This is a genomic window from Neptuniibacter sp. QD37_6 (assembly GCF_047778085.1).
Taxonomy (GTDB): domain Bacteria; phylum Pseudomonadota; class Gammaproteobacteria; order Pseudomonadales; family Balneatricaceae; genus Neptuniibacter.
Genome location: NZ_CP180550.1, coordinates 627,232 through 648,359, shown reverse-complemented (window position 1 = coordinate 648,359; position 21,128 = coordinate 627,232). Strand labels below are relative to the sequence as shown.

Below are 21,128 nucleotides of genomic sequence, written 5' to 3'. Positions count from 1 at the left end.
AAGTACCCACTATAAAAGAGCCAGATTTATTCGACAACTCTATCGATCGTAAGAATCATTGGTAAAGTTATTCCGCGTACCTGAACAGGGGAGATCAAGCCATATAGATCACCTGGCTGCTCTTTGGGCTCACCCGTTTTTGAGACTCTCGCAGATACTTCAACTGTCGAAACCGTAGATAAACCTGACTGAGGATTCATCGCTTTAGAATCATCAAGAACGACATCAATCGGTAGGTCAGAAACTTGAAGTTTAACAGCTGCTAACGGGATACGACCGCCTACTTCGCGTGCAAACACAAACACAGTGGCATCAGCAGCAACTTGCTGTTTCAGCTGGTCATCAATATTCACTTTCAAGCTAATTGATGCTGGCATCAACTCAGGAATTTCTGGTACATCAACACCTTCAGCGATCAAGGCATCACGAGCATTACGTACACCTGAGCGAAGAGATTCTGCAGTCTTACCGTCAGAGTTACGAAGCGCTTTCAGCCAATAATCCAGCGCACCTTGATAATCTTTATGCTCATAGCGATCAATACCCAGCAAACCTAAAACGGTAATTTCTAGAGGCTTAATCGCTAGCGTCTTATCAATAACCGTTTTGATCTCTGGGCTCATTTTACTTTCATTAGCAAAAAATAGAGCCTGCGCGTACTGACCTAGGACATCCGCATACTGAGGTGAATCTTCAGGTAATAAAGATACAACCTTTTCAAAACCAGCAGCGCCCTCTTTAAAACGCCCTTGATTCATATAGGTCGTTGATAGTAAGTACCAACCTTCAGGGTTTTCTGGATTCAACTTAAGCTCTTTTTCAAGCTGTGCAACAGCCTCTTCCAATGTTGGCTGTTTACCATTGAATGGATCTTTTGGCTGCTGCATTGATAGCTCAAGATCAGCTGAACGTCCGTAAACGGAGTACAAACCAATTGCTGCAACAGGAATCATTAACGCCAACAATGTTACAGTCACCAGTGTTTGCGAAGTTAACGCTATTTTGTTCTTAGACTGTTTTTGCTCGTTTACATCTGAAAGCAGATTTCGCTCAAGCTCAGTTTTCAACGTCGCATAATCCGTATCATCTAGGTTGCCTGCAGCTTTCTCTTCTTCTAATTCGGATAAGCGCTCCTGAAAGATCTCGATATTTTGTTGTTCGCGATCTTCAGAAACCTCATTTTGAATTAGGCGTCTAGCACGTACAAAGGGTAAAAATACAAAAGCAATAGCCAGTACCGTTAACAGCGCTATGCCTACCCATAGTTCAATCATTTATCTTTACCCTTATCTAAAATATCTTTCAGGCGCTGGGCTTCATCACCGCTAAGGGATGAATCTAAATCTTGCCCTTTGTCGTCCACTTTCTTCTTGCGCTTTCGAGAAAGAAAAACCATCACGATAATACCGATAACAGCCAACACAAACGGGCCATACCACAATACATAGGTCGCTTTATTAACCGGCGGGCGATATAAAACAAAATCACCGTACCTTGCCACCATAAAATCGACAATTTCGTCGTTATCGTTGCCTTCTTGCAACATCTTGTAGACTTCGTTACGCAAATCAGAAGCGATAGGCGAGTTAGAATCCTGCAAGTTTTGGTTTTGGCATTTTGGACAACGTAGCTCGAAGGTTAATTGACGAAAGCGTTCGCGCGTTTCCTCATCCTTAAACTCATAAGTATCAATAGCTGCCCATAGCGACATAGGCAGAGAAAATAGCAATAACGCTAGGATTTTTCTCATTGTGCAGCGACCTTCTCAGAACTGTTGATCTGATCAATTATCCCTTTCAGCTTGGTCCAAACTTGCTGATCGACAACACCCACATGTTTATACCGAATCACACCTTGTGCATCGATCACGTATGTTTCAGGTGCACCATAAACACCCAAATCTAGGCCTAAGCTTCCTTTGTCGTCATAAACATTTGTTGCGTAGGGATCTAAGTATTTTTTCAACCAAATTTTTGCTTTCTGGCGCTCATCTTTATAGTTAATACCGATAACTTTATAGCCTTCGGCCTTAATACTATTCAGCTGTGCATGTTCCTCTTTACAGGATGGACACCAAGTTGCCCAAACATTCACCAAAGCAGCCTCACCTTTAAGGTCTTCAGCGTTAAGCATTTTTCCTTCGTCATACAAAGACGGTAACTCAAACTGAGGAAAAGGCTTATTCAACAGCGCTGAGGGCAATTCCGTAGGATCCAGTTGCAAACCACGCCAAAGAAAAACGCCAATTCCTAAGAAAATCGCTAATGGAATAAACAAAACAAAACGACGCATGAATGATTACCCTTAATACTTAAGCGTTTGCTACAGCACGCTTATTTTGTTTTCTATAACGCTTGTCCATCGCAGCCAACAAACCACCAACGGTCATTAGCAAACCGCCCAACCATAACCAACGTACAAATGGTTTATGCTGAACACGAACCGCCCATGCGCCGCCTTCAAGAGGTTCACCCAACGCAACATATAGATCTCGTGTTAGACCTGGGTCAATTGCGGCTTCAGTCATAACTGTGCCACTGGCGTTGTACATACGTTTTTCTGGGAAAAGCTCACCATAAGCTTCACCATCTTTCAGTACACGTAAACGCGCTTTATCAGAAACATAGTTAGGGCCTACAACATCTCGAGTGCCGTCAAAAATAAACTCGTACTGTTTAAAGCTAAGTTTGTCACCTGGCACCATTCTAAGATCGCGCTCTTCGTTATAGATAGAAACGAGCGTCATACCAACAATCGTTACCGCAACACCGATATGGGCTAATACCATCGCGTAATAGCTACGAGACAACGTAGTTAGTGCCTTAAAAGGAGCCTTACGGTGAGAAACTTTGTTCCAAATATCTTTAATCGATACGAACGTAATCCAGAATACAAGCGCCATGCCCAGGAATACGTACCAATCAAAGCCATCGCCATACAGCATAGGGAACACAGCAGCACAGACAATGCTTAATACAAATGGAATGACTAATTGAGCGGTAAGATATGTACTCTTAGTACTCCTCCAACGAGAAAGAATACCAAAGCCCATAAAGCCAACCATTACAGCCATTAGAGGTATAAAGAGTGCGTTAAAGTACGGAGGACCTACCGAAATCTTACCCATACCTAAGGCATCAATAAGCAGCGGATACAATGTTCCTAATAGGACCATCATCGCTACTACCACTAATAGAATATTGTTACCTAACAAGAAGGTCTCGCGGGAAACCAATTCAAAACTTGATTCACTTTTTACATGCGCGGCTTTCAATGCGTAGATCAACAAAGAGCCACCAATAGTGATCGCCAATAGCGCAAGTAGGAAGTAGCCTCGCTCCGGGTCTGTCGCAAAGGCATGTACTGAAGTAAGTACGCCAGAACGAACCAAAAAGGCACCTAATAAGCTCAAAGAGAAGGTAAAGATCGCTAGCAATACGGTCCAGCTTTTAAACACACCACGCTTTTCAGTAACGGCTAAACTGTGAACCAGTGCAGTACCTACCAACCATGGCATAAATGAAGCGTTTTCTACTGGATCCCAGAACCACCAGCCACCCCAGCCTAATTCGTAATATGCCCACCAGCTTCCTAATGCGATACCTAGGGTTAGGAATGCCCACGCAACAATTGTCCAAGGACGAGACCAACGCGCCCAAGCCGCATCTAAACGGCCGCTTAGCAATGCAGCAATAGCAAAGGCAAACGCAACAGAGAAGCCAACATAGCCCATGTACAGCATTGGCGGGTGCAGAATCAGACCGATATCTTGCAGCAATGGGTTAAGGTCGCCACCCTCTTGTGGGAAGCGAGGCAAATGACGTTCAAATGGACTCGATGTCATCAGTGTAAACAGGATAAAACCAACACTGATAATACCCATGACACCTAGTACACGAGCGACAATATCTTGCGGTAAGTTGTCACTTTTAATCGCTACAGCCCAAGTCCAACCACCTAGGATCACAACCCAAAGCAGTAATGAACCTTCATGCCCACCCCAGATAGCACTGATTTTGTAATAGATAGGTAGCGCTGTATTTGAGTTTGTTGCGACATAAGCAACAGAGAAATCATCTACAACAAAGGCGTAGCCAAGACAGACAAGACTGACCATCAAGAAGGCAAACATACCGGTCGCTAATGGGCGAGCAAAGCCCATCCACAAAGCATTCTTACTATAAGTACCTGCTAACGGAACAACCGCTAATAACGCAGCCAAACATAAAGATAAAATTAGTGCGTACTGACCTAACTCAGGGATCATTTGTTAAACACCTCACCCTCAGGTTTAGGCATATGACCACTCTTTTCTAGTGCTTCAGCAACTTCTGGTGGCATATAGTTTTCATCATGCTTAGCTAACACTTCAGTAGCCTCAAGTTCATTAGCGCTGTTTAATTTACCTTGGGAAACGATACCCTGACCTTCACGGAATAGATCAGGCAAAATACCTTCATAATGAACCGTCATTACGCTTTCGTAATCCGTAAGCTGGAAGGTTACTTTCAAGCTTTGAGGATCACGTTTAACACTGTCCTCTACAACCATGCCACCCGCTCTAATTCGCGTATCCTTAGGCGCTTCACCCTTAGCAATCTCAGTTGGGGAGTAGAAAAGGTTAATATTTTGGCTTAGAGCAAACATAGTTAGGCCAACAGCTGCTCCGACACCAAAGACAATAAACAAAACAATAATTAAACGTTGTTTGCGTTTAGGGTTCATGAAGATTTTTTCTCCCTGCGCAGGCGACGTGCAAGATCAGAGATAACCTTCTTCTTTTGCAGTGCCGGGTTCACAATATTAATAACAATAACGAATAGAGCGATGGCATAACTCAACCAGACATATAAACCATGTCCGCCCATCGCGATAAAATCTGAAAAACTATCAAAACTCACTGAATTAGCCTCTCTGTTTTTCTATCAATTCCCGCACCCAACTGGAGCGACGTTCTCGATATAAAATTTCATTTCGAGTACGCATCATCAAAGAGACCGCGAAGAAACAATAAAACCCTATGACCATGACGAGTAATGGCACCCACATCTCCGCGGGCATCGCCGGTTTCTCAGTCAAAGTAAATGTTGCTGGCTGATGTAGAGTATTCCACCAATCAACTGAATATTTGATGATCGGGATATTCACTAAACCAACCAAAGATAAAACTGCAGAAGCTTGAGCTGCCGTTGCTTCACTCTCTATTGCTGAGTTCAAAGCAATAACGCCCAAGTAAAGGAATAGAAGGATTAGCATAGACGTTAAGCGCGCATCCCAAACCCACCAAGAACCCCAAGTAGGTTTACCCCAAATTGCACCTGTAGCTAGAGCTAAGATCGCAATGGAAGCACCAATAGGCGCACAAGACTTAGCGACCATATCAGCCACTTTCATTTTCCAGATAAGTCCGATTGCACCTGCGATTGCCATCACCATGTAGCAGGATTGAGCCAAGATAGCGGAAGGAACATGGATATAGATAATTCTAAAACTGTTACCCTGCTGGTAATCCTCTGGAGCAAAACCTAGCGCCCAAACAACACCTGCAATAAGTGCAATAGCTGCCGCGATTGCAAATCCTGGCAGCAGCTTACCCATAATTTCATAAGACCAGCGTGGCGATGCCAATTGATAAAACCAACGGGGCATCCACTTCTTCTTTTCGCTCATAACAACCTAAACTTATCCGCTCACGGAAATTCGTAATGCTGCACCAATTGCAAGAGGCGCCATCACAACACCCAAAGCCAAAATAGCGCCTAATAACGCAAAATACCCAGCAAGCGGCAATCCTGTCACTGCCGCCTGAACTGCGCTAGTGCCAAAAATAAGCACAGGGATATACAGCGGCAGCACCAGTAGGGATATCAGCACACCTCCCTTTCGTAACCCCACCGTCAATGCCGCACCTATGGCACCGATCAAACTTAATGTTGGCGTCCCTAGTAACAGACTCAACATTAAGCCACTCATCCCTTCTGCTGGTAAAAACAGCATAACCCCAAGTAAGGGCGCCAATAGCGTTAATGGCAGACCGCTCATCATCCAGTGGGCAATCACTTTAGCCAACACAACAACAAACAGAGGCTGTGGGCTTAACAGCGTCTGCTCTAATGTTCCATCTTCGAAATCCGATCGAAATAGGCTATCCATAGACAATAAGGTAGCAAGCAATGCTGCTACCCAAACAACACCGGGAGCCACCTCAGCCAAGAACGTCGGTTCAGGACTCACACCCAGTGGGAATAATGTCGCGACCATTAAAAAGAAAATGAGCGGATTAAACAAATCGCTTTTTTTGCGATAAGCCAACATTAAATCCCGCTTTAATACGGCATAGAATAAACTTGATACAGACGTATCGCCCTGACCTAACTCATCTTTTGTCACTGTCTGGTCCATTAAGTTCCCGCCAATTCATCAAGATTTAATCGACGAACCTGCTCGCCCACGCCCAGCTCATGGTGAGTGGTTAAAATCACACAACCACCTTGCTTCGCATGATCAAGAATAAGTTGTTCTTTTTCTGCGACACCTTTTTTATCAATAGCTGTGAAAGGCTCATCGAGAATCCACAACTTAGCGCTACTTAAATACAAACGCGCAAGGCTCACTCGACGATTCTGTCCTGCAGAAAGCGTATGGCAGGGAGAATCTTCAAAACCGGTTAATCCCACTTTATCCAACGCCATAGGAATATCAGCGACATTTATCCCCGCATGCATAGCAGCATACCATTGGAGATTTTCTTCAGGCGTAAGCACAGCCTTCACCCCAGGGTGATGACCAAAATATAGGAGCTCTCGGCGGAATTCTTCGCGGACCTCTGAGATAGGCTCACCTTCCCAGTAGATATCGCCTTCATAATGATTAGATAGACCACTGAGGATTCGAAGTAACGTAGTTTTACCGCTACCGTTCTGGCCTTCAATCTGGATAACTTCGCCTTGTGATACAGAAAAATTTAGATCTTCGAACAAAATACGTTCGTCACGCTCACAAAACAGGTTTTCAACTTGTATTAACGCTGTATCCAAATCAATCCCCAAACCCAATCGAGTCTTCCGACCTATTTCTCAAACTTGGAATCGCTTAAGAAATGTAATTTACGGCAATAAACTATACTTTTTACAATATCTGCCGATTATTAACCGAGGGATTATATACGAATATCTGATTGCACGGCACTGTTGTATTGCTTTCTAAAAGTTGGATTCTTATCCTCATTTAGCAGCATATAATTTTCATAGAATAACGCCCGCACTTTTCCGTACTCACACCCTAGGATTTGAGGTTACTAACTTGCTACCACAACTACCTGCTATACCACTGCAAACGACCAGCAGTAGTAGCGATTCTGCTCAAAATGTAAATCGACTATTCCCTGTCGGGCAGAACGTCAGCGCGACCGTGGTAGCAGTAAGTCGAGACCAGATCCAACCCGAAGTATTCAAGCTCAAACTCGAAGTTAATAATCGCTTGATTCAGATGGGCGTCTTTCAAGCTCTACCTGTGGGCCAAAAGATCAATGTTATCCGTCAGAATGACGGCCAAATTCAGATAACGCCACAACCCGCTCAGACGGGCAATACGGCTAGCACCCAAACCAGCAACACGCAAAACCTGCCTCAACAGGCACAGCAAACTGCTAACAACGCAGCTACAAGAGCAGATCTCGGCATACAGCTAAAACTAGCTCAGGCTGGCGATACTCTAAAACTTCCTACAGACACTCGTGTTACAGCCGCAGTCATCAGCAGTCGGCCTGTCTATCCACCTTCGACACCCAGCGGTCAGTCAGCACAACCTAACACAGCTAGCGCTACAATAACGCCGCAACAAATGGTAGTAACACCTCAACAAACAACGGCTTCACCACTGCAACCATCGGCAACGCTGCAGCAAGCCCCAGCACCTGTAATTCAGCCCTCTAATCCAGGGACAACAACATCTCAACAAGTTACAGCTCAAGCAGTCCAGCCTAACGTTCCGTCAGTAACCACATCTGCACAGCCTCAGTCATCTGCAACCCCACCTCCGGCAAATCTGCAAACCAGCACCAGCCAAACAACCATTACTACTGGAAATCAATCTACCCCTGCAGCGCCTGCTTCAACAACTACTAGCAACACCATTCAAAATCCAGCGACATCTCAGCAGGCAGCACCTTCAACAAATCAGGGGGCGAGTGTAACGACAACACAGCAGGCAGCACCTTCAACAAACCTGGGGGCTAGTGTAACGACAGCACAGCAGAGTCCCGCACCGACACCGCAAGCACAACAACCGAGCATATCTGATAAAACTAACCCGGCACCCCAGCAAGCCCAGCAAAGCGCTACACCAGTCCGAACGGGTCCGCCGATACATCATATTTTAAGCTTAGCGCTGCCAGACGGTTCAAAAGTCGAAGTTCAATCGCCTCGCCCTATTCCTCAAGGGACTCAGCTACAGCTGGCATCTAACGGTAGCCAAAACATTCAGGTCCTGCGTATACAGGAACCACCTCTGACTTTGAATTCTGCATTAGACAAGCCCGCTATTCAGGAGATATTGCGAAACACTTTACCCATACAGCAGCCACTGGCTACGGCTTTTAACCAATTAGCCCAAGCAACAACTACCGAGGCAAATCAAACATCCCAAATTGGCAGTGTTGTTCGTAGCATGCTGAACCTATTTGGTGTGCGCCCAGGTAGTAGCGAGGCCCCCTCTCAAATACGTCAAAATGTGGAATTTGGCGGATTGAACACTGAACGCCAATTAAGCCAAGGACGAAATGCCAGCCCATTAGATATGAAGGCTCAGTTGCAGCAATTGCAACAACTCAGTGATAACCTCCCCGCTGAACAGCGAGAACGTTTTGATCAGATCATCAAAGGCCTGCAATCACGAGTTACCACACAACAAATAAATTCTCTTCATCAATGGCGAGAACTCCCTGATGGCGGATTTGAGCGAGTTTTACAATTAGATTTACCCATTAAGCAGGGTGAAACTTGGGAGAATCTAGAATTAAGACTTAGTCGAGAAGGCGGAACCAATTCTGCTGGTGAGATGGTTTCAGTTTGGCGCGTAAGGCTTCACTTTGATCTAGAGGAACAAGGCGGTGTTGATGCCGAAATTAGGTTAACAGACGGGCATGAAATTAGTACGCTATTCTGGTGCGAACACAAAAATACCGCCGAAAAATTAAGAGAACGTTCTGAAGAGTTTGCTGAAAAGTTAAGGATGTGCGGTTTTAATAATTCTGAAATCACCTGGCACGAGGGCCAAGCACCTCGTCAAGATCAGGTGGTTCACAAACAGCTAGTCGATCTGCATACATGAAATTTTCCAAACCTGATTTAGATGCACCGCGTCAAAAAGCTATCGCCCTAAAATATGATCAAGAAATGGGTAAAGCGCCACTCATCGTAGCTAAAGGTATGGGCGAAATTGCTGAGCAGATCATCGCTCTAGCAGAAGAAAACAATATCCACATTCACGAAAGTCCTGAACTTGTGGAGGTGTTAATCAGGCTCGAATTAGGCGATGAAATCCCCGAATCCCTCTATAGAGCAATAGCCGAAGTAATAGCTTTCGCTTATAGCCTAAAACACGATACATCTGAGATCATTAAAGCAGCAGAGAATAACAGTTAACGATCTGAACCCAATGCTTCATGAGGCGCTTGCAACTCTTTATGTAACAGCGCCATCAATTCTGCTTCTGGTCGACCCAACCCGCAATTTTTGACCAGATCATCGACATCCGCTCCCATCTCCATCAAACGGGTCGCTTGGTTATAAGCCAAAGCAGACGGATCTCGATTTTCTAATTCCAACTGTTTATCAGCGGTAAGATTCAGTTTCTGCTCTACCTCGATGAGACGACGTCCCATGCCAATAGAGCCATTAGTCATTGCTTGAATTTCATTGCGTAAGACATTGATAAGCGCCTGATGCTGACGCTCATTTTTCTGTAAGCGCTTGAACAGCACATAGCTTGTGCAAGCCGTACCTAACACAATAATAAGTAGAATAATTTCAAACAATGACGGCATTATCTCTCCAAAGCCTCTATCCGTTAGAAGGCCTTATCAAACTGATTCATCAATTCAGGAATATCTAAAATGGCACAACGTTCTTCCATATAAGTACCCCATAGCCACTTACGTGGATTATCACTGCCTGCCCAAGATACTTTATCCACAGGGATTCGAACCGATTTTACCAACTCATCACAAGCAAGCGCCCAATGACGACCACGAAGAATAATTAACTCATCGTATTTAGCCATTTCCGGCTGATAACGCTCAGGAATCAACCACAAAGCCGTATCAATAACATTGGTATCTGCACTGCTTCCACCGAAGCGACCTAGACACCAATCATGCGCTGCATCCAGCGTTAGAGAGACGGAACTTAAATGCACCGCACCTTCAATGTAATCGAAAGGAATCGCCAAATTTAAGCCATGCATTTTTATCAATACACAGTTAATTTCACGACTTGTTGCCCCTGAACCCGCAGCTGCTAATTGCGTCTGATCTGGAGCTGTCGCCGGTGCTGGCTCTGGCTCTGGCTCTGGCTCTGGCTCTGGCTCTGGCTCTGGCTCTGGCTCTGGCTCTGGCTCTGGCTCTGGCTCTGGCTCTGGCTCTGGCTCTGGCTCTGGCTCTGGCTCTGGCTCTGGCTCTGGCTCTGGCTCTGGCTCTGGCTCTGGCTCTGGCTCTGGCTCTGGCTCTGGCTCTGGCTCTGGCTCTGGCTCTGGCTCTTCAGTATTTTGATCTGCAGAATCTACAAGCAAAGCACTTTCTTCGCTTTCGATGCCTAAACCTTGATGTTCTAGACTTTCCTCAGCAGCAATTTGTTCCTTAATTGCAGCAATTTCAGTTTCTGTATCAATATCACCAGCATCAGGATCTGACAGCAACGATTCCAAATAATCGAAAACAAGCTTTTGAACGCCATGAACTTCCACATCATCCTGTTCAAGAGGCTTTTTATCTGACTGACTCATAGGGCCTCCTGCTTTTGACGTTCAAGTAAAGTGCGCAATAAACGCGCATAGGAATGAACCCCTCGACTACTGGAGTCCATAACCGAAGGAACAAGTCCTTGGATACTTGCATTCCTAAATTTGGTATCTACTGGGATAACCGCGTTAGAGATTTCATTTGGGTAATTGTGATGAAGCTCTCGCAAGCTACTAACTGAAGCTTGGGTTCTACGATCATAGAAGGTCGGAATAATCGTAAAACTGAGTTTTTTACTACGCGCACGGTTGATCATATTAATTGTTCTAACCATACGCTCTAGACCTTTCAGGGCTAGAAACTCTGTCTGAACAGGAACCAATAAATGTTCACATGCAGCTAGGGCATTCACCATCAACACACCAAGTACTGGAGGACTATCAATCAATACATAATCATACTTATCACGAACATGTGATAGAGCTTTGGCCACCTGCAATCCCATACCTTCAGCACCGACAGCTTTTCGCTCCAAAGTTGCCATTGCAGTTGATGCAGGAATCAGCTCTATTCGCTCATGGCTACTTTTCAAAAGTAGACGTGTCACATCATCCTTCTTAACCTGACTACTCCCAGTAAACAGATCATAAACACTGTCTTCTAATTCATCTGGGTCATAACCAAAATAACTGGTCAAAGATCCATGCGGATCTAAATCAATCAACAAGACACGATAGCCGACTTCAGCCAATAACCCGGCTATTGTCACTACTGTTGTTGTTTTGCCGACGCCACCCTTCTGGTTGGCAACTGACCATACATGCATTTAATTGTCTTCCTGTTCTGGTGACTTCAATTCAGCTCTCCTGAATAAAACATCACCATCTCCGGTTTCTACCTGTTCAATTACGGGTACTGTTTCTTCTTCCGGTGTTGAAAACACCGTTGATACAGCATCAGCACTAACTTGCTGACTACCAAATGAAGATACGGTTCTACGGACCTTTGCGTCACGTGATACAACAATCAACACTCGGCGATTTAATTTTTGTCCTTCCGCCGTACGATTGCTATAGGCAGGCTGAAATTCACCATAACCCACTGCAGCCATACGCTCTGGCTCTACACCAAATCGAGCGAGCAACCTTACAACAGCAGCAGCCCTAGCAGCCGACAGTTCCCAGTTGGAAGGATAAGCATCTGTCGATATTCTCTGATTATCGGTAAACCCTTCCACATGAATAGGGTTTGGTCGCCCTTTCAACATAATTGCAATCTGTTCCAGCAATTGATCTGCAAGAATATTGGGTAACGCACCACCTGAATCAAAAAGATCGTTAGATCGTAGCTCTATAGAAAGCCAAAGGTCATTACCTGTAATTCTTAATTGACCTTCATCAATCAGCTTAGCAAAAGCTACAGCCAACTCCTGCTGCAGCGCTTTTAAAGCATCAGTTTCTTTCTGATCTGGCAGAGAAATTGTAACCTCCGGCACATCCACATCGGTTTTTCCGCCAATAAAGATAGAAAAGCCGCTTTCACTTTTTCCTTCGCTTGGCGCAGGATTAACATCAATAGCCTGATCCACACCAACAAAGACACCTGCTAGCGCCTCAGTTAAATGTTTATATTTGTCTTCGTTAACCGAAGATATCGCATACATAACTACAAAAAATGCAAAAAGTAGAGTAATAAAGTCTGCATAGGAAATAACCCAACGGTCATTCCGAATGCTATCATCTACTACCTGTCGACGAGGCATAACTATCTCAAATAACCTTGGAGGCGTTGCTGAATCGCCTTAGGATTTTGTCCCTCTGCAATGAACATCAATCCCTCTAGTACCATCTCTTGAGCCTGATACCTCATAGAGATTAAACTCTTTATCTTATTCGCTACCGGAATCAAGAATAAGTTCGCGATACCTATCCCGTAGATAGTTGCCACAAACGCCGTCGCAATACCAGCACCTAGACCTTCAGGGTCAGATAGATTGCTCATTACGTGAATCAAACCCAAGACAGCCCCAATGATCCCTAACGTTGGCGCATACCCACCCATACTTTCAATAACTTTGGCGCCTTGAAGGTCTCTTTGTTCAAGAGTAATAAGATCAACTTCTAAAGTACTTCTGATAACATCAGGACCTTTACCATCAGCCAATAATAGAAGACCAGTTTTAACGAAGTTATCCTTATGCTTATCAGCTTCTCCCTCTAAAGCTAAAAGTCCTTTACGACGTGCAATGACACACCATTGCACAATCTCATCACTCTTGCCTTTAAGGTCTTGCTGATTATTCCTAAAAGCCCAGCCAATCAATTTGATTGCACGAGCAAAATCTTGTTTTGGCGACTGAATAATCGCCGCTGCTAAAGTGCCGCAAATAACAATTGCTGCAGCAGGTAGGTTTAAGAGTTCTTGAGCATGACCGCCCTCTAGATAGTTACCACCAAGAACGGCTGCAAAAGCTAGTAATACACCTATTACAGCTGTTAAATCCATGACAGCTACCTTCTATTACTCAAAATGGGCCCAAACTCAGTTAAATCGAGAATTTCGTTAGCTAATCCAGCATTAACTACAGCTTGCGGCATACCATAAATAGTACAGCTTGCTTCATTTTGCGCCCAAATTGTCGCTCCTTGCTGTCGCAACATTTTAGCACCATCTCGACCATCGGCGCCCATGCCAGTCAAAATAATTCCCAGCACTTTATTGCCGTAGCTTTTAGCTGCTGATGCATAAGTAACATCTACACTAGGCTTATATGTTAAGCGCTCATCACCCGGCATAATCCGAATTTTATCTAAGCCACGCGGATCGATAATCATCTGATGACCACCCGGAGCTAGTAGAGCACGCCCTGGCAACAATCGATCACCATCTTCGGCTTCTTTGACTGAAATTTTGCATTGCTGATCAAGGCGCGTAGCAAATACCGACGTAAACGTTTTAGGCATGTGCTGAACCAACAAAATTGGATGAGGAAAATTAGCGGGTAATTGAGTTAATATCTGTTGAAGCGCTGCTGGTCCACCAGTTGAAGAACCAATGACTACAATCTTACACCCAGAAGGAACAGAAGCCTTTGATGCAGTTTTATAAACGGCTGGTTTCTTTGATTCTGCCGGTGCAGGTTTCGCTTTAAGTTGTGAGGCAGCCGTCCGATCCCTTAGAGTCATGCTGGCGGGGGAAGGTGATCTTTCAGTTTGCCTGATAGGTCTAGCAGAGGACGACGGTCTAGTCGTTCTACTTTCCGTTTCAGGCCTAAAAACCATCGATTTACTTTTACCATCTCCAGCATTACTTGGTGAGATAAACGTACTACGAAGCTTTGAATGGCGAGAACGGCCTAGCTCTACAACTTTATCCCTTAACTGCTTTTCTAATGAAGCAGAGTGCTCCATCCAAGCACGCATATCTTTAGATAAATAATCTAAAGCTCCTGCTTCTAGAGCTTGTAAAGTAACTTGAGCTCCTTCATGTGTCAGTGAAGAGAGCATCAATATGTTAGTCGGGCATTCACGCATAATCACTCGGACTGCTTCGATGCCGTTCATTTGCGGCATCTCCACATCCATTGTAATTAAATCAGGTTTTAACTTTTTGGCCTGCTCTACAGCTTCCTTGCCGTTCTGTGCAGACCCAACCACCTTTATCCGACTGTCCCCTGAGAGCAAATCAGTAATGCGGTGCCTAAAGAAACCAGAATCATCTACCACCAGTACCTTAATAGACATCTTTAGTCGCTCTCACTCAGGCACATTAAGAAGCGTGATATTTTAGCAAGTTAGGTATATCAATAATCAACGCGATACGACCATCACCTGTGATAGTTGCACCAGACAAACCTGGTGTACCATGTAGGATCGTACCTAGAGGCTTAATTACAACCTCTTCTTGACCTACTAGCTGATCAACTACGAATCCAACTCGCTGGGTCCCAACCGTCACAATAACTACATGCCCTTGTTCTGGAAGGTCTGCACCTTGCTGACCATCAATCAGCCAGCGTTTGAGGTGGAACAACGGTAGCGCTTGATCACGTACAATAATAACCTGCTGACCATCAACAATATTTGTTTTAGTCAAATCTAGGTTAAATATTTCATTAACATTAACCAATGGTAATGCAAACGCTTGATCTTCCAAAATGACCATCAACGTAGGCATGATTGCCAATGTTAGAGGCACCTGAATAGCAATACGAGAGCCTTGTCCAATAACGGAATCAATATTCAATGTACCGTTAAGCTGGGTAATTTTCGTCTTAACAACATCCATACCCACGCCACGACCGGAAACATCAGAAATCTCTTTCTTAGTAGAGAAGCCAGCAGCAAAAATTAGGTTAAAGCACTCTTGTTCAGTAAGACGACGAGCCGCTTCAGCATCCATCATGCCTCGCTCGATTGCCAGATTACGCAGTTTTTCTGCGTCCATACCAGCACCATCATCTTGAATAACCAATAGGATGTGATCACCTTCCTGCTCAGCAGAAAGTAAAACATGACCTTCTCTTGGCTTGCCTGCCGCTTCACGAACGTCAGGTGATTCGATACCGTGGTCTACGGCATTTCGAACCAAGTGAATCAACGGATCTGCAAGTGCCTCAACTAAGTTTTTATCTAAATCGGTATCTTCACCACGAAGCTCTAGGCGAATCTCTTTTTTCAAGTTACGGGACAGGTCGCGAATCAAACGCGGAAATCGGCCAAAAACCTTCTTCACAGGCTGCATTCGCGTTTTCATAACTGACATTTGCAAGTCAGCCGTCACCATATCAAGCGTACCCAACGCTTTCGCCATTTCTTCGTCTTCACGTGTCACGCCTAGACGAACCAAACGGTTTCGAACCAATACCAGCTCACCCACCATATTCATGATTTTGTCTAACAAGCGCGTATCTACACGAACATTGCTTTCAGGCTGTGGCTTAGCTTGCTGGTGCGCAGCTTTAACTGCTGCTGCTGCTGCACTTTCACGTTTCTCAGGCTCTGGAGCAGCAACAGGCGCTGGTGCAGCTGGTGCTGGTGCTGGTGCTGGTGCTGCTGGTGCTGCAGGTGCTGCAGGTGCTGTTTTTTCAGCAAAAGCGCCTTTGCCTTGAGATTGCAGCTCATCAAGTAAAGCTTCAAATTCATCTTCGGTAATCAAATCATCACCGCCAGAAGGTGCGGCTTCTACCGCAGGTGCTTTGGAAGAGCCTTCTGAGCCAGGCCCTTTACCTTGCCCATGAAGTTCATCCAGCAAAGATTCGAACTCATCTTCTGTGATAAGCCCATCATCAGTTGCACTTTCTTCAGCAGGTGTAGGCCCACCTAAATCATCCAAGAGCATGTCAAATTCATCTGAACTTTGATCAGCATTATTTACAACAGGCTCAGGTGCAGGCACAGGTGCTACTGGAGCTGGCGCAGGTGCCGCCTCAGCAGGCGCAGGAGCTCCACCGCTCGCAAAGGCAATTAGCGCCTGGATTAGTTGTGGATCAGCATTTTCTGGCTCTTGACCGCCTCTCACGGCATCAAACATCACATTTACAGTATCTAGTGCCTGCAGTACTACATCCATCAGCTCTGGCGAAACCTTGATTTCACCATTTCTCAACATATCAAAGAGATTTTCTGCGTTATGGCAACAATCAACCATAGGGTCAAGTTGTAAGAAACCTGCACCACCTTTTACGGTATGAAAGCCACGAAATATTGCGTTGAGCAGATCACTATCATCTGGACGCTGTTCCAGATCGACTAACTGTTCAGATAATTGCTCAAGGATCTCACCTGCTTCGACAAGAAAATCCTCGAGAATCTCCTGATCCACTTCCAAACTCATAAGGCGCTCCTCTTAAAAACCCAGACTAGATAGCAGGTCATCAACTTCATCTTGATTGCTGACAACATCAGCACTACCTTTGTTGACCTGCGGCCCTTCAGCCTGAATAGGATTCTTTTTATTATCCTGCTTATCATCTTCTGGCGCTATTTGCACCTCGATGCCCGACAATTTTTCAACCTGCGCAGCCATCTCCATCAAACCAACTAGGTGTGTTTCTACATTTGTCACCAAGTTAATAACTCGACGTATCAACTGCCCTGTAATGTCCTGATAGCTCTGAGACACCACGATATCGGTCAACTCTGACCGCAAAGTTGCGATTGTCTTTTCAGATTCTTCTTTTACTGCACATGTACGGTCATAGACGCCATTCAAATTGTCGTGTTCTTTTTCCAATTGACCTACAAGCGACAATAGATCTTTAAACCGCTCACTCTGTGAATCTAAACGATCAACCAAACCCAACGCTTTATCCACGCGATCCATGGTTTCATGTGCATTTTTTTCTGTGACTTCAATCACATAATTTAGGCGATCAGCCGCATCTGCATCTTTAGGTGCCGCATCATCATCTAATTCCAAGCTAGTTCCAAGCTCAGAAGAAAAGGCTTTAATTGCTTCATGCAGGCCACGAGTTAGATGACCTACTTCACTAAAGAAGGTCTTATGTCTGAACTCATGAAGTTCTTGAATCAGATCCATGGCTTCAGAGAGGTTTCCCTCATTGAGGACGGAAACTAACTCCTGTGCCTTCAACTGCAATTCCATTTCGAATCGTCCTACACCTTTATCTGTTCCTGCAATCATTAAAACGGACCTTATTTCTTAACCTAGTCGTTCAAAGATCTTGTCAATCTTTTCTTTCAGCACTGCCGCAGTAAATGGCTTAACAACGTAGCCGTTTACCCCTGCCTGCGCCGCCGCAATAATCTGCTCTTTCTTAGCTTCAGCCGTAACCATAAGTACAGGCATGTGAGCTAAATTAGGATCAGAACGGACTTCTTTTAAAAGATCGATACCAGTCATTCCTGGCATATTCCAATCAGTGACCAGAAAATCAATTCCTCCTTGCTTGAGGATTGGTAGTGCAGTCTGACCATCATCCGCTTCCTGAACATTTGTCATGCCCAGATCACGCAATAGGTTTTTAATAATTCGTCTCATTGTGGAGAAATCATCCACTACAAGAATTTTCATGTCTTTATTCAAGACGGCCTCCTGTTAGAACTACGCAACTCATTGAGTCTACACTTAATTACCGCAATTACGTTGAGTCTGGTCAACCCTTTTATTGCCAATCACTTAGTCGCGAACGCAACCTTAACGCTGCTTGACTGTGGATCTGACTAACTCGAGACTCACTTACACCTAATACTTGACCAATTTCTTTTAAATTGAGCTCTTCATCATAATAGAGCGCTAGCACCAATTTTTCCCGTTCTGGTAAGTTATTTATAGCTGCACTTAGCGCTTTTAAAAATGCTTCTCGCTCAAAATTTTGATTTGGGCCTGGATCATCATTGGCAAAAGACTCACCTGGACCTTCATGTTGAGGGTTGATCATTTCCTCAAAACTAAAGAGCCTGCTATCTAAACTATCCTTTAGCAAATTGTGGTATTCAGCAACACTAATACCCATCTCTTTAGCCACTTCTGAATCTGTTGCATCGCGGCCTGTTCTAGCTTCTATCTGCTGTATAGCTTCTGTTACGCGACGACTATTTCGATGTACCGATCGCGGCGTCCAATCGCCACGGCGTACCTCATCGATGATGGAGCCACGAATGCGGATCCCTGCATAAGTTTCAAAGCTTGCTCCCTTTGAAGCATCGTATTTGCTTGCCGCTTCAAGCAATCCAATCATGCCTGCTTGTATAAGGTCATCCAGCATTACAGTCGCAGGCAAGCGGGCAAGCAAATGGTGTGCAATACGTTTAACTAGCGGCGCATACTGCTCAATTAGCTCTTCACTCGTTTGTAATTGCAGCTGGTTGTACATACCGCCTCTTTGCTAATCCGAAGAACGAACCCCCTGAACGAGTCGTTCAACAAAAAACTCTAAATGACCTCGGGGCACAGTTTGAACCGGCCACCCATTTACTTTATTCGCTAATTGACGATATGCCAAGGATACTTTGCTCTTTGGAAACGCTTTTAAAACAGCCACTTGACGCTGAACCGCCTTACGAACATTTTCATCATAAGGGATTGATCCTACATATTGAAGCGTCACATCAAGAAACCTATCAGTAACTGTTAATAACTTCCCGAACATATTCCGCCCTTCCTGCTCACTTCGCACCATATTGGCCAGAACACGGAAGCGGGTCATTTTATAATCCCGATTTAACAGTTTAATTAAAGCATAAGCATCGGTAATTGAGGTGGGTTCATCACAAACAACAACTAAAACCTCTTGTGCGGCTTTAACAAAACTAACTACCGAGTCAGATATACCAGCCGCTGTATCGATAATAAGCACATCAGCATCATCCGCCACTTCGTTAAAAGCATGTATTAATTCTGCATGCTCATGCGGGGACAATGCTGTCATCTCTTGCGTGCCAGATGAAGCCGGAACAATTTTAAGGTGCTCCCCCACATCTAACATAATATCTCTTAGGCCACACTCACCGTTGAGAACATCAGCAATATTCTTTTTAGGGCGCAAACCTAACATCACATCGACGTTTGCTAAACCCAAATCTGCATCCATCAAGATAGATTTATGACCTAGATCACCTAAAGCTAGCGCTAAATTCACAGATACGTTCGATTTACCAACGCCACCTTTACCGCCGGTAACCGCAATAACTTTAACGGGCTTATGTTGATTCATTATATTTCCCCACCATTAACCCGTTTTATAGATAGAATCGAGTGCAGACATTTTCTTTTCTGCCTCAATTGCTCGCTGAGCCGTAATGACAGCACGACTAACTAACTCATGCTTTTTAGCAATATCAATATCATCCGGGATACGCTGACCATCAGTGACATAGGAAACAGGTAGACGCTTTTCAACGATCAATGAGATAGCTTCACCTAAGCTACCAGACTCATCCATCTTACTCAGCACACATCCATTTAAACCCAAACCTTGATATGCATTAAACGCTTGCTCAACAACTCTACGCTGACTGCTACATGAAACCACCAGCAATTTTTTAAGGCGTAAACTTACACCTTCTAGCATGGTCAACTGAGCTTCACTATGTGGTTCATTAGCATTAAGTCCAGCCGTATCAATCAGTACTAATCGTTTATTTCGAAGAGAATGAAGAACATCATCCAAACTGTTATTTTCATCGACCACCCGGACCGGAACATCGAGAATTCGACCAAAGGTCCGCAATTGCTCATGCGCCGCAATTCGATATGTATCTGTCGTTACTAACGCCATACTCGAACTGCCATATTTCAAGACATGTCGCGCAGCAAGCTTACCTATAGTTGTTGTTTTGCCCACTCCAGTAGGACCAACAAAAGCAATCATTCCACCACGCTCAATAAAATCCTCTCCCATCACAGGAATAGCATCCGACAAACGGGTCAAAGCATTTTTCCACGCTTTATCCGGCGCCAAGCCTGCCTCGACATGAGATAGAAGATGAGTCGATAATTTTTCACTCACGCCCAATAGCTCGAATTTTTTCTGCAACGGCGATTTTGCTGGCTCGGACGTCTGCATATTTCCTTGAGCTAAAACTTGCTGACTTAGTAAATTTTTAAGCTGCGCAATTTCATCCTGCATAGATTGAATAAGATGATCTGCCCCTTCATTAGACGGAGCAGAAGACATGGAAAGCTCATTATGCAGATCTAGCCCTAAGCCAAGCTCATCAGCAGCAGGCTGCTGGATAAAATTCTGATGTGCAACCTTGGCTTTCTGTCTTTGCCTTTGCTTAAGGGAGTTCAAAATTTCTCTAAGATCATCATCCTGTTCGATCTGTTTATTCACCTGCCCAGGAACGTCATAATTTTGACCACCCTGCTTACCTTGCGCTTCCGCAATCTGCATTCGCGCCTTTTGCAGCTCACCTTCCAAGTCTCGCTTAGAAGCACCGCCGCCTGTTAGGACATCAATCTGCGATTGTCGATTTTGCGTTTTCTTTTGCTTGCGGGAAAACTCCTGCTGGGCCGCTTCATAGTCATTTTCATGAGCAGCTACAACTTCAACCCCACCAGCAACGCGATGATTAGAAACGATAACAGCATCGGGACCAATCTCATCCCTAACTCGCTGCATTGCCTGGCGCATATCTGGCGCAAAAAAGCGTTTTACTTTCATATCAATTCCTTATCGGCCACCACAAGCTGGGCTAAAGTGCGT

23 protein-coding genes are annotated in these 21,128 nt (G+C 44.7%); 2 read left to right on the top strand and 21 right to left on the bottom strand.

All coding sequences use genetic code 11. The annotated features are described in order from the left end of the window. Positions 1-26: 26 nt before the first annotated feature. The 9 genes from ccmI to ccmA are packed head-to-tail and all read right to left on the bottom strand — an operon-like array spanning position 27 to position 7,037. The gene (gene ccmI, locus ACMXYO_RS02850; protein WP_415886948.1) at positions 27-1,274 is read right to left on the bottom strand and encodes a c-type cytochrome biogenesis protein CcmI; all 1,248 of its coding nucleotides are present in this window, start codon (positions 1,272-1,274) and stop codon (positions 27-29) included. Next, positions 1,271-1,750, bottom strand: coding sequence for a cytochrome c-type biogenesis protein CcmH (locus ACMXYO_RS02845; RefSeq protein WP_415886947.1), 480 nt, complete (start codon positions 1,748-1,750; stop codon positions 1,271-1,273). Before ACMXYO_RS02845 ends, ccmI begins: the two co-directional genes overlap by 4 nt. Next, positions 1,747-2,292, bottom strand: a complete 546-nt coding sequence (locus ACMXYO_RS02840; protein ID WP_415886946.1) for a DsbE family thiol:disulfide interchange protein — start codon at positions 2,290-2,292, stop codon at positions 1,747-1,749. The genes ACMXYO_RS02845 and ACMXYO_RS02840 overlap by 4 nt, the downstream gene beginning before the upstream one ends. A 19-nt stretch (positions 2,293-2,311) precedes the next feature. Continuing rightward, a complete protein-coding gene (locus ACMXYO_RS02835; protein WP_415883450.1) occupies positions 2,312-4,267 on the bottom strand; it encodes a heme lyase CcmF/NrfE family subunit in 1,956 nt (651 codons plus the stop codon). Further along, positions 4,264-4,725: a cytochrome c maturation protein CcmE gene (gene ccmE, locus ACMXYO_RS02830; protein WP_415886945.1), complete on the bottom strand. Its 462-nt coding sequence runs from the start codon at positions 4,723-4,725 to the stop codon at positions 4,264-4,266. Before ccmE ends, ACMXYO_RS02835 begins: the two co-directional genes overlap by 4 nt. Then, on the bottom strand, positions 4,722-4,901 hold the full coding sequence (gene ccmD, locus ACMXYO_RS02825) for a heme exporter protein CcmD (protein ID WP_415883447.1): 180 nt from the start codon (positions 4,899-4,901) through the stop codon (positions 4,722-4,724). The genes ccmE and ccmD overlap by 4 nt, the downstream gene beginning before the upstream one ends. 4 nt (positions 4,902-4,905) lie before the next feature. Next, a complete protein-coding gene (locus ACMXYO_RS02820; protein ID WP_415886944.1) occupies positions 4,906-5,649 on the bottom strand; it encodes a heme ABC transporter permease in 744 nt (247 codons plus the stop codon). 33 nt (positions 5,650-5,682) lie between these two features. Next, entirely contained in the window at positions 5,683-6,402 is a 720-nt protein-coding gene (ccmB, locus tag ACMXYO_RS02815) for a heme exporter protein CcmB (protein WP_415883445.1), read from the bottom strand. Continuing rightward, on the bottom strand, positions 6,402-7,037 hold the full coding sequence (gene ccmA / locus ACMXYO_RS02810) for a cytochrome c biogenesis heme-transporting ATPase CcmA (protein ID WP_415886943.1): 636 nt from the start codon (positions 7,035-7,037) through the stop codon (positions 6,402-6,404). The genes ccmB and ccmA overlap by 1 nt, the downstream gene beginning before the upstream one ends. A gap of 265 nt (positions 7,038-7,302) precedes the next feature. On the opposite strand from ccmA, the gene ACMXYO_RS02805 reads away from it, so the two are divergent. Together ACMXYO_RS02805 and ACMXYO_RS02800 are read left to right on the top strand one after the other, a co-directional pair. Then, entirely contained in the window at positions 7,303-9,330 is a 2,028-nt protein-coding gene (locus ACMXYO_RS02805; RefSeq protein ID WP_415886942.1) for a flagellar hook-length control protein FliK, read from the top strand. Next, on the top strand, positions 9,327-9,644 hold the full coding sequence (locus ACMXYO_RS02800) for an EscU/YscU/HrcU family type III secretion system export apparatus switch protein (RefSeq protein WP_415886941.1): 318 nt from the start codon (positions 9,327-9,329) through the stop codon (positions 9,642-9,644). The genes ACMXYO_RS02805 and ACMXYO_RS02800 overlap by 4 nt, the downstream gene beginning before the upstream one ends. Here the strand turns inward: ACMXYO_RS02800 and ACMXYO_RS02795 are convergent. The 12 genes from ACMXYO_RS02795 to flhF all read right to left on the bottom strand — a co-directional run bounded on the left by ACMXYO_RS02795 (position 9,641) and on the right by flhF (position 21,086). After that, positions 9,641-10,045 (bottom strand): DUF2802 domain-containing protein, encoded by a 405-nt coding sequence (locus ACMXYO_RS02795; protein ID WP_415883441.1) that lies wholly within the window; start codon positions 10,043-10,045, stop codon positions 9,641-9,643. The two genes, ACMXYO_RS02800 and ACMXYO_RS02795, sit on opposite strands and share 4 nt — an antisense overlap. A 23-nt stretch (positions 10,046-10,068) precedes the next feature. After that, the gene (locus ACMXYO_RS02790; protein WP_415886940.1) at positions 10,069-11,001 is read right to left on the bottom strand and encodes a chemotaxis protein CheW; all 933 of its coding nucleotides are present in this window, start codon (positions 10,999-11,001) and stop codon (positions 10,069-10,071) included. Further along, entirely contained in the window at positions 10,998-11,783 is a 786-nt protein-coding gene (locus ACMXYO_RS02785; protein ID WP_415886938.1) for a ParA family protein, read from the bottom strand. Before ACMXYO_RS02785 ends, ACMXYO_RS02790 begins: the two co-directional genes overlap by 4 nt. Continuing rightward, a complete protein-coding gene (gene motD / locus ACMXYO_RS02780; RefSeq protein WP_415886936.1) occupies positions 11,784-12,719 on the bottom strand; it encodes a flagellar motor protein MotD in 936 nt (311 codons plus the stop codon). 2 nt (positions 12,720-12,721) lie between these two features. Further along, entirely contained in the window at positions 12,722-13,462 is a 741-nt protein-coding gene (locus tag ACMXYO_RS02775; protein ID WP_415886935.1) for a flagellar motor protein, read from the bottom strand. 5 nt (positions 13,463-13,467) lie between these two features. Further along, positions 13,468-14,700, bottom strand: a complete 1,233-nt coding sequence (locus ACMXYO_RS02770) for a protein-glutamate methylesterase/protein-glutamine glutaminase (protein WP_415886933.1) — start codon at positions 14,698-14,700, stop codon at positions 13,468-13,470. A 25-nt stretch (positions 14,701-14,725) separates the two neighbouring features. Then, on the bottom strand, positions 14,726-16,792 hold the full coding sequence (locus ACMXYO_RS02765; RefSeq protein WP_415886932.1) for a chemotaxis protein CheA: 2,067 nt from the start codon (positions 16,790-16,792) through the stop codon (positions 14,726-14,728). 12 nt (positions 16,793-16,804) lie between these two features. Beyond that, positions 16,805-17,602, bottom strand: a complete 798-nt coding sequence (locus ACMXYO_RS02760; RefSeq protein WP_415886931.1) for a protein phosphatase CheZ — start codon at positions 17,600-17,602, stop codon at positions 16,805-16,807. Positions 17,603-17,620: 18 nt separating this feature from the next. Next, positions 17,621-18,004, bottom strand: a complete 384-nt coding sequence (gene cheY, locus ACMXYO_RS02755) for a chemotaxis response regulator CheY (RefSeq protein ID WP_040661672.1) — start codon at positions 18,002-18,004, stop codon at positions 17,621-17,623. A 79-nt stretch (positions 18,005-18,083) separates the two neighbouring features. Then, on the bottom strand, positions 18,084-18,794 hold the full coding sequence (locus ACMXYO_RS02750) for an RNA polymerase sigma factor FliA (RefSeq protein WP_415886930.1): 711 nt from the start codon (positions 18,792-18,794) through the stop codon (positions 18,084-18,086). Positions 18,795-18,806: 12 nt separating this feature from the next. After that, entirely contained in the window at positions 18,807-19,634 is an 828-nt protein-coding gene (locus ACMXYO_RS02745; protein WP_415886929.1) for a MinD/ParA family protein, read from the bottom strand. Between the two features lie 15 nt (positions 19,635-19,649). Then, positions 19,650-21,086 (bottom strand): flagellar biosynthesis protein FlhF, encoded by a 1,437-nt coding sequence (gene flhF / locus ACMXYO_RS02740; RefSeq protein WP_415886927.1) that lies wholly within the window; start codon positions 21,084-21,086, stop codon positions 19,650-19,652. Positions 21,087-21,128 lie beyond the last annotated feature (42 nt).

What these genes read in the sequence shown, in the direction of transcription:
- ccmI (WP_415886948.1), bottom strand. Translation starts at nt 1,274, where the DNA reads ATGATTGAACTATGGGTAGGCATAGCGCTGTTAACGGTACTGGCTATT.
- ACMXYO_RS02845 (WP_415886947.1), bottom strand. Translation starts at nt 1,750, where the DNA reads ATGAGAAAAATCCTAGCGTTATTGCTATTTTCTCTGCCTATGTCGCTA.
- ACMXYO_RS02840 (WP_415886946.1), bottom strand. Translation starts at nt 2,292, where the DNA reads ATGCGTCGTTTTGTTTTGTTTATTCCATTAGCGATTTTCTTAGGAATT.
- ACMXYO_RS02835 (WP_415883450.1), bottom strand. Translation starts at nt 4,267, where the DNA reads ATGATCCCTGAGTTAGGTCAGTACGCACTAATTTTATCTTTATGTTTG.
- ccmE (WP_415886945.1), bottom strand. Translation starts at nt 4,725, where the DNA reads ATGAACCCTAAACGCAAACAACGTTTAATTATTGTTTTGTTTATTGTC.
- ACMXYO_RS02820 (WP_415886944.1), bottom strand. Translation starts at nt 5,649, where the DNA reads ATGCCCCGTTGGTTTTATCAATTGGCATCGCCACGCTGGTCTTATGAA.
- ccmB (WP_415883445.1), bottom strand. Translation starts at nt 6,402, where the DNA reads ATGGACCAGACAGTGACAAAAGATGAGTTAGGTCAGGGCGATACGTCT.
- ACMXYO_RS02800 (WP_415886941.1), top strand. Translation starts at nt 9,327, where the DNA reads ATGAAATTTTCCAAACCTGATTTAGATGCACCGCGTCAAAAAGCTATC.
- ACMXYO_RS02795 (WP_415883441.1), bottom strand. Translation starts at nt 10,045, where the DNA reads ATGCCGTCATTGTTTGAAATTATTCTACTTATTATTGTGTTAGGTACG.
- ACMXYO_RS02790 (WP_415886940.1), bottom strand. Translation starts at nt 11,001, where the DNA reads ATGAGTCAGTCAGATAAAAAGCCTCTTGAACAGGATGATGTGGAAGTT.
- ACMXYO_RS02785 (WP_415886938.1), bottom strand. Translation starts at nt 11,783, where the DNA reads ATGCATGTATGGTCAGTTGCCAACCAGAAGGGTGGCGTCGGCAAAACA.
- motD (WP_415886936.1), bottom strand. Translation starts at nt 12,719, where the DNA reads ATGCCTCGTCGACAGGTAGTAGATGATAGCATTCGGAATGACCGTTGG.
- ACMXYO_RS02775 (WP_415886935.1), bottom strand. Translation starts at nt 13,462, where the DNA reads ATGGATTTAACAGCTGTAATAGGTGTATTACTAGCTTTTGCAGCCGTT.
- ACMXYO_RS02770 (WP_415886933.1), bottom strand. Translation starts at nt 14,700, where the DNA reads ATGTCTATTAAGGTACTGGTGGTAGATGATTCTGGTTTCTTTAGGCAC.
- ACMXYO_RS02765 (WP_415886932.1), bottom strand. Translation starts at nt 16,792, where the DNA reads ATGAGTTTGGAAGTGGATCAGGAGATTCTCGAGGATTTTCTTGTCGAA.
- ACMXYO_RS02760 (WP_415886931.1), bottom strand. Translation starts at nt 17,602, where the DNA reads ATGATTGCAGGAACAGATAAAGGTGTAGGACGATTCGAAATGGAATTG.
- ACMXYO_RS02750 (WP_415886930.1), bottom strand. Translation starts at nt 18,794, where the DNA reads ATGTACAACCAGCTGCAATTACAAACGAGTGAAGAGCTAATTGAGCAG.
- ACMXYO_RS02745 (WP_415886929.1), bottom strand. Translation starts at nt 19,634, where the DNA reads ATGAATCAACATAAGCCCGTTAAAGTTATTGCGGTTACCGGCGGTAAA.
- flhF (WP_415886927.1), bottom strand. Translation starts at nt 21,086, where the DNA reads ATGAAAGTAAAACGCTTTTTTGCGCCAGATATGCGCCAGGCAATGCAG.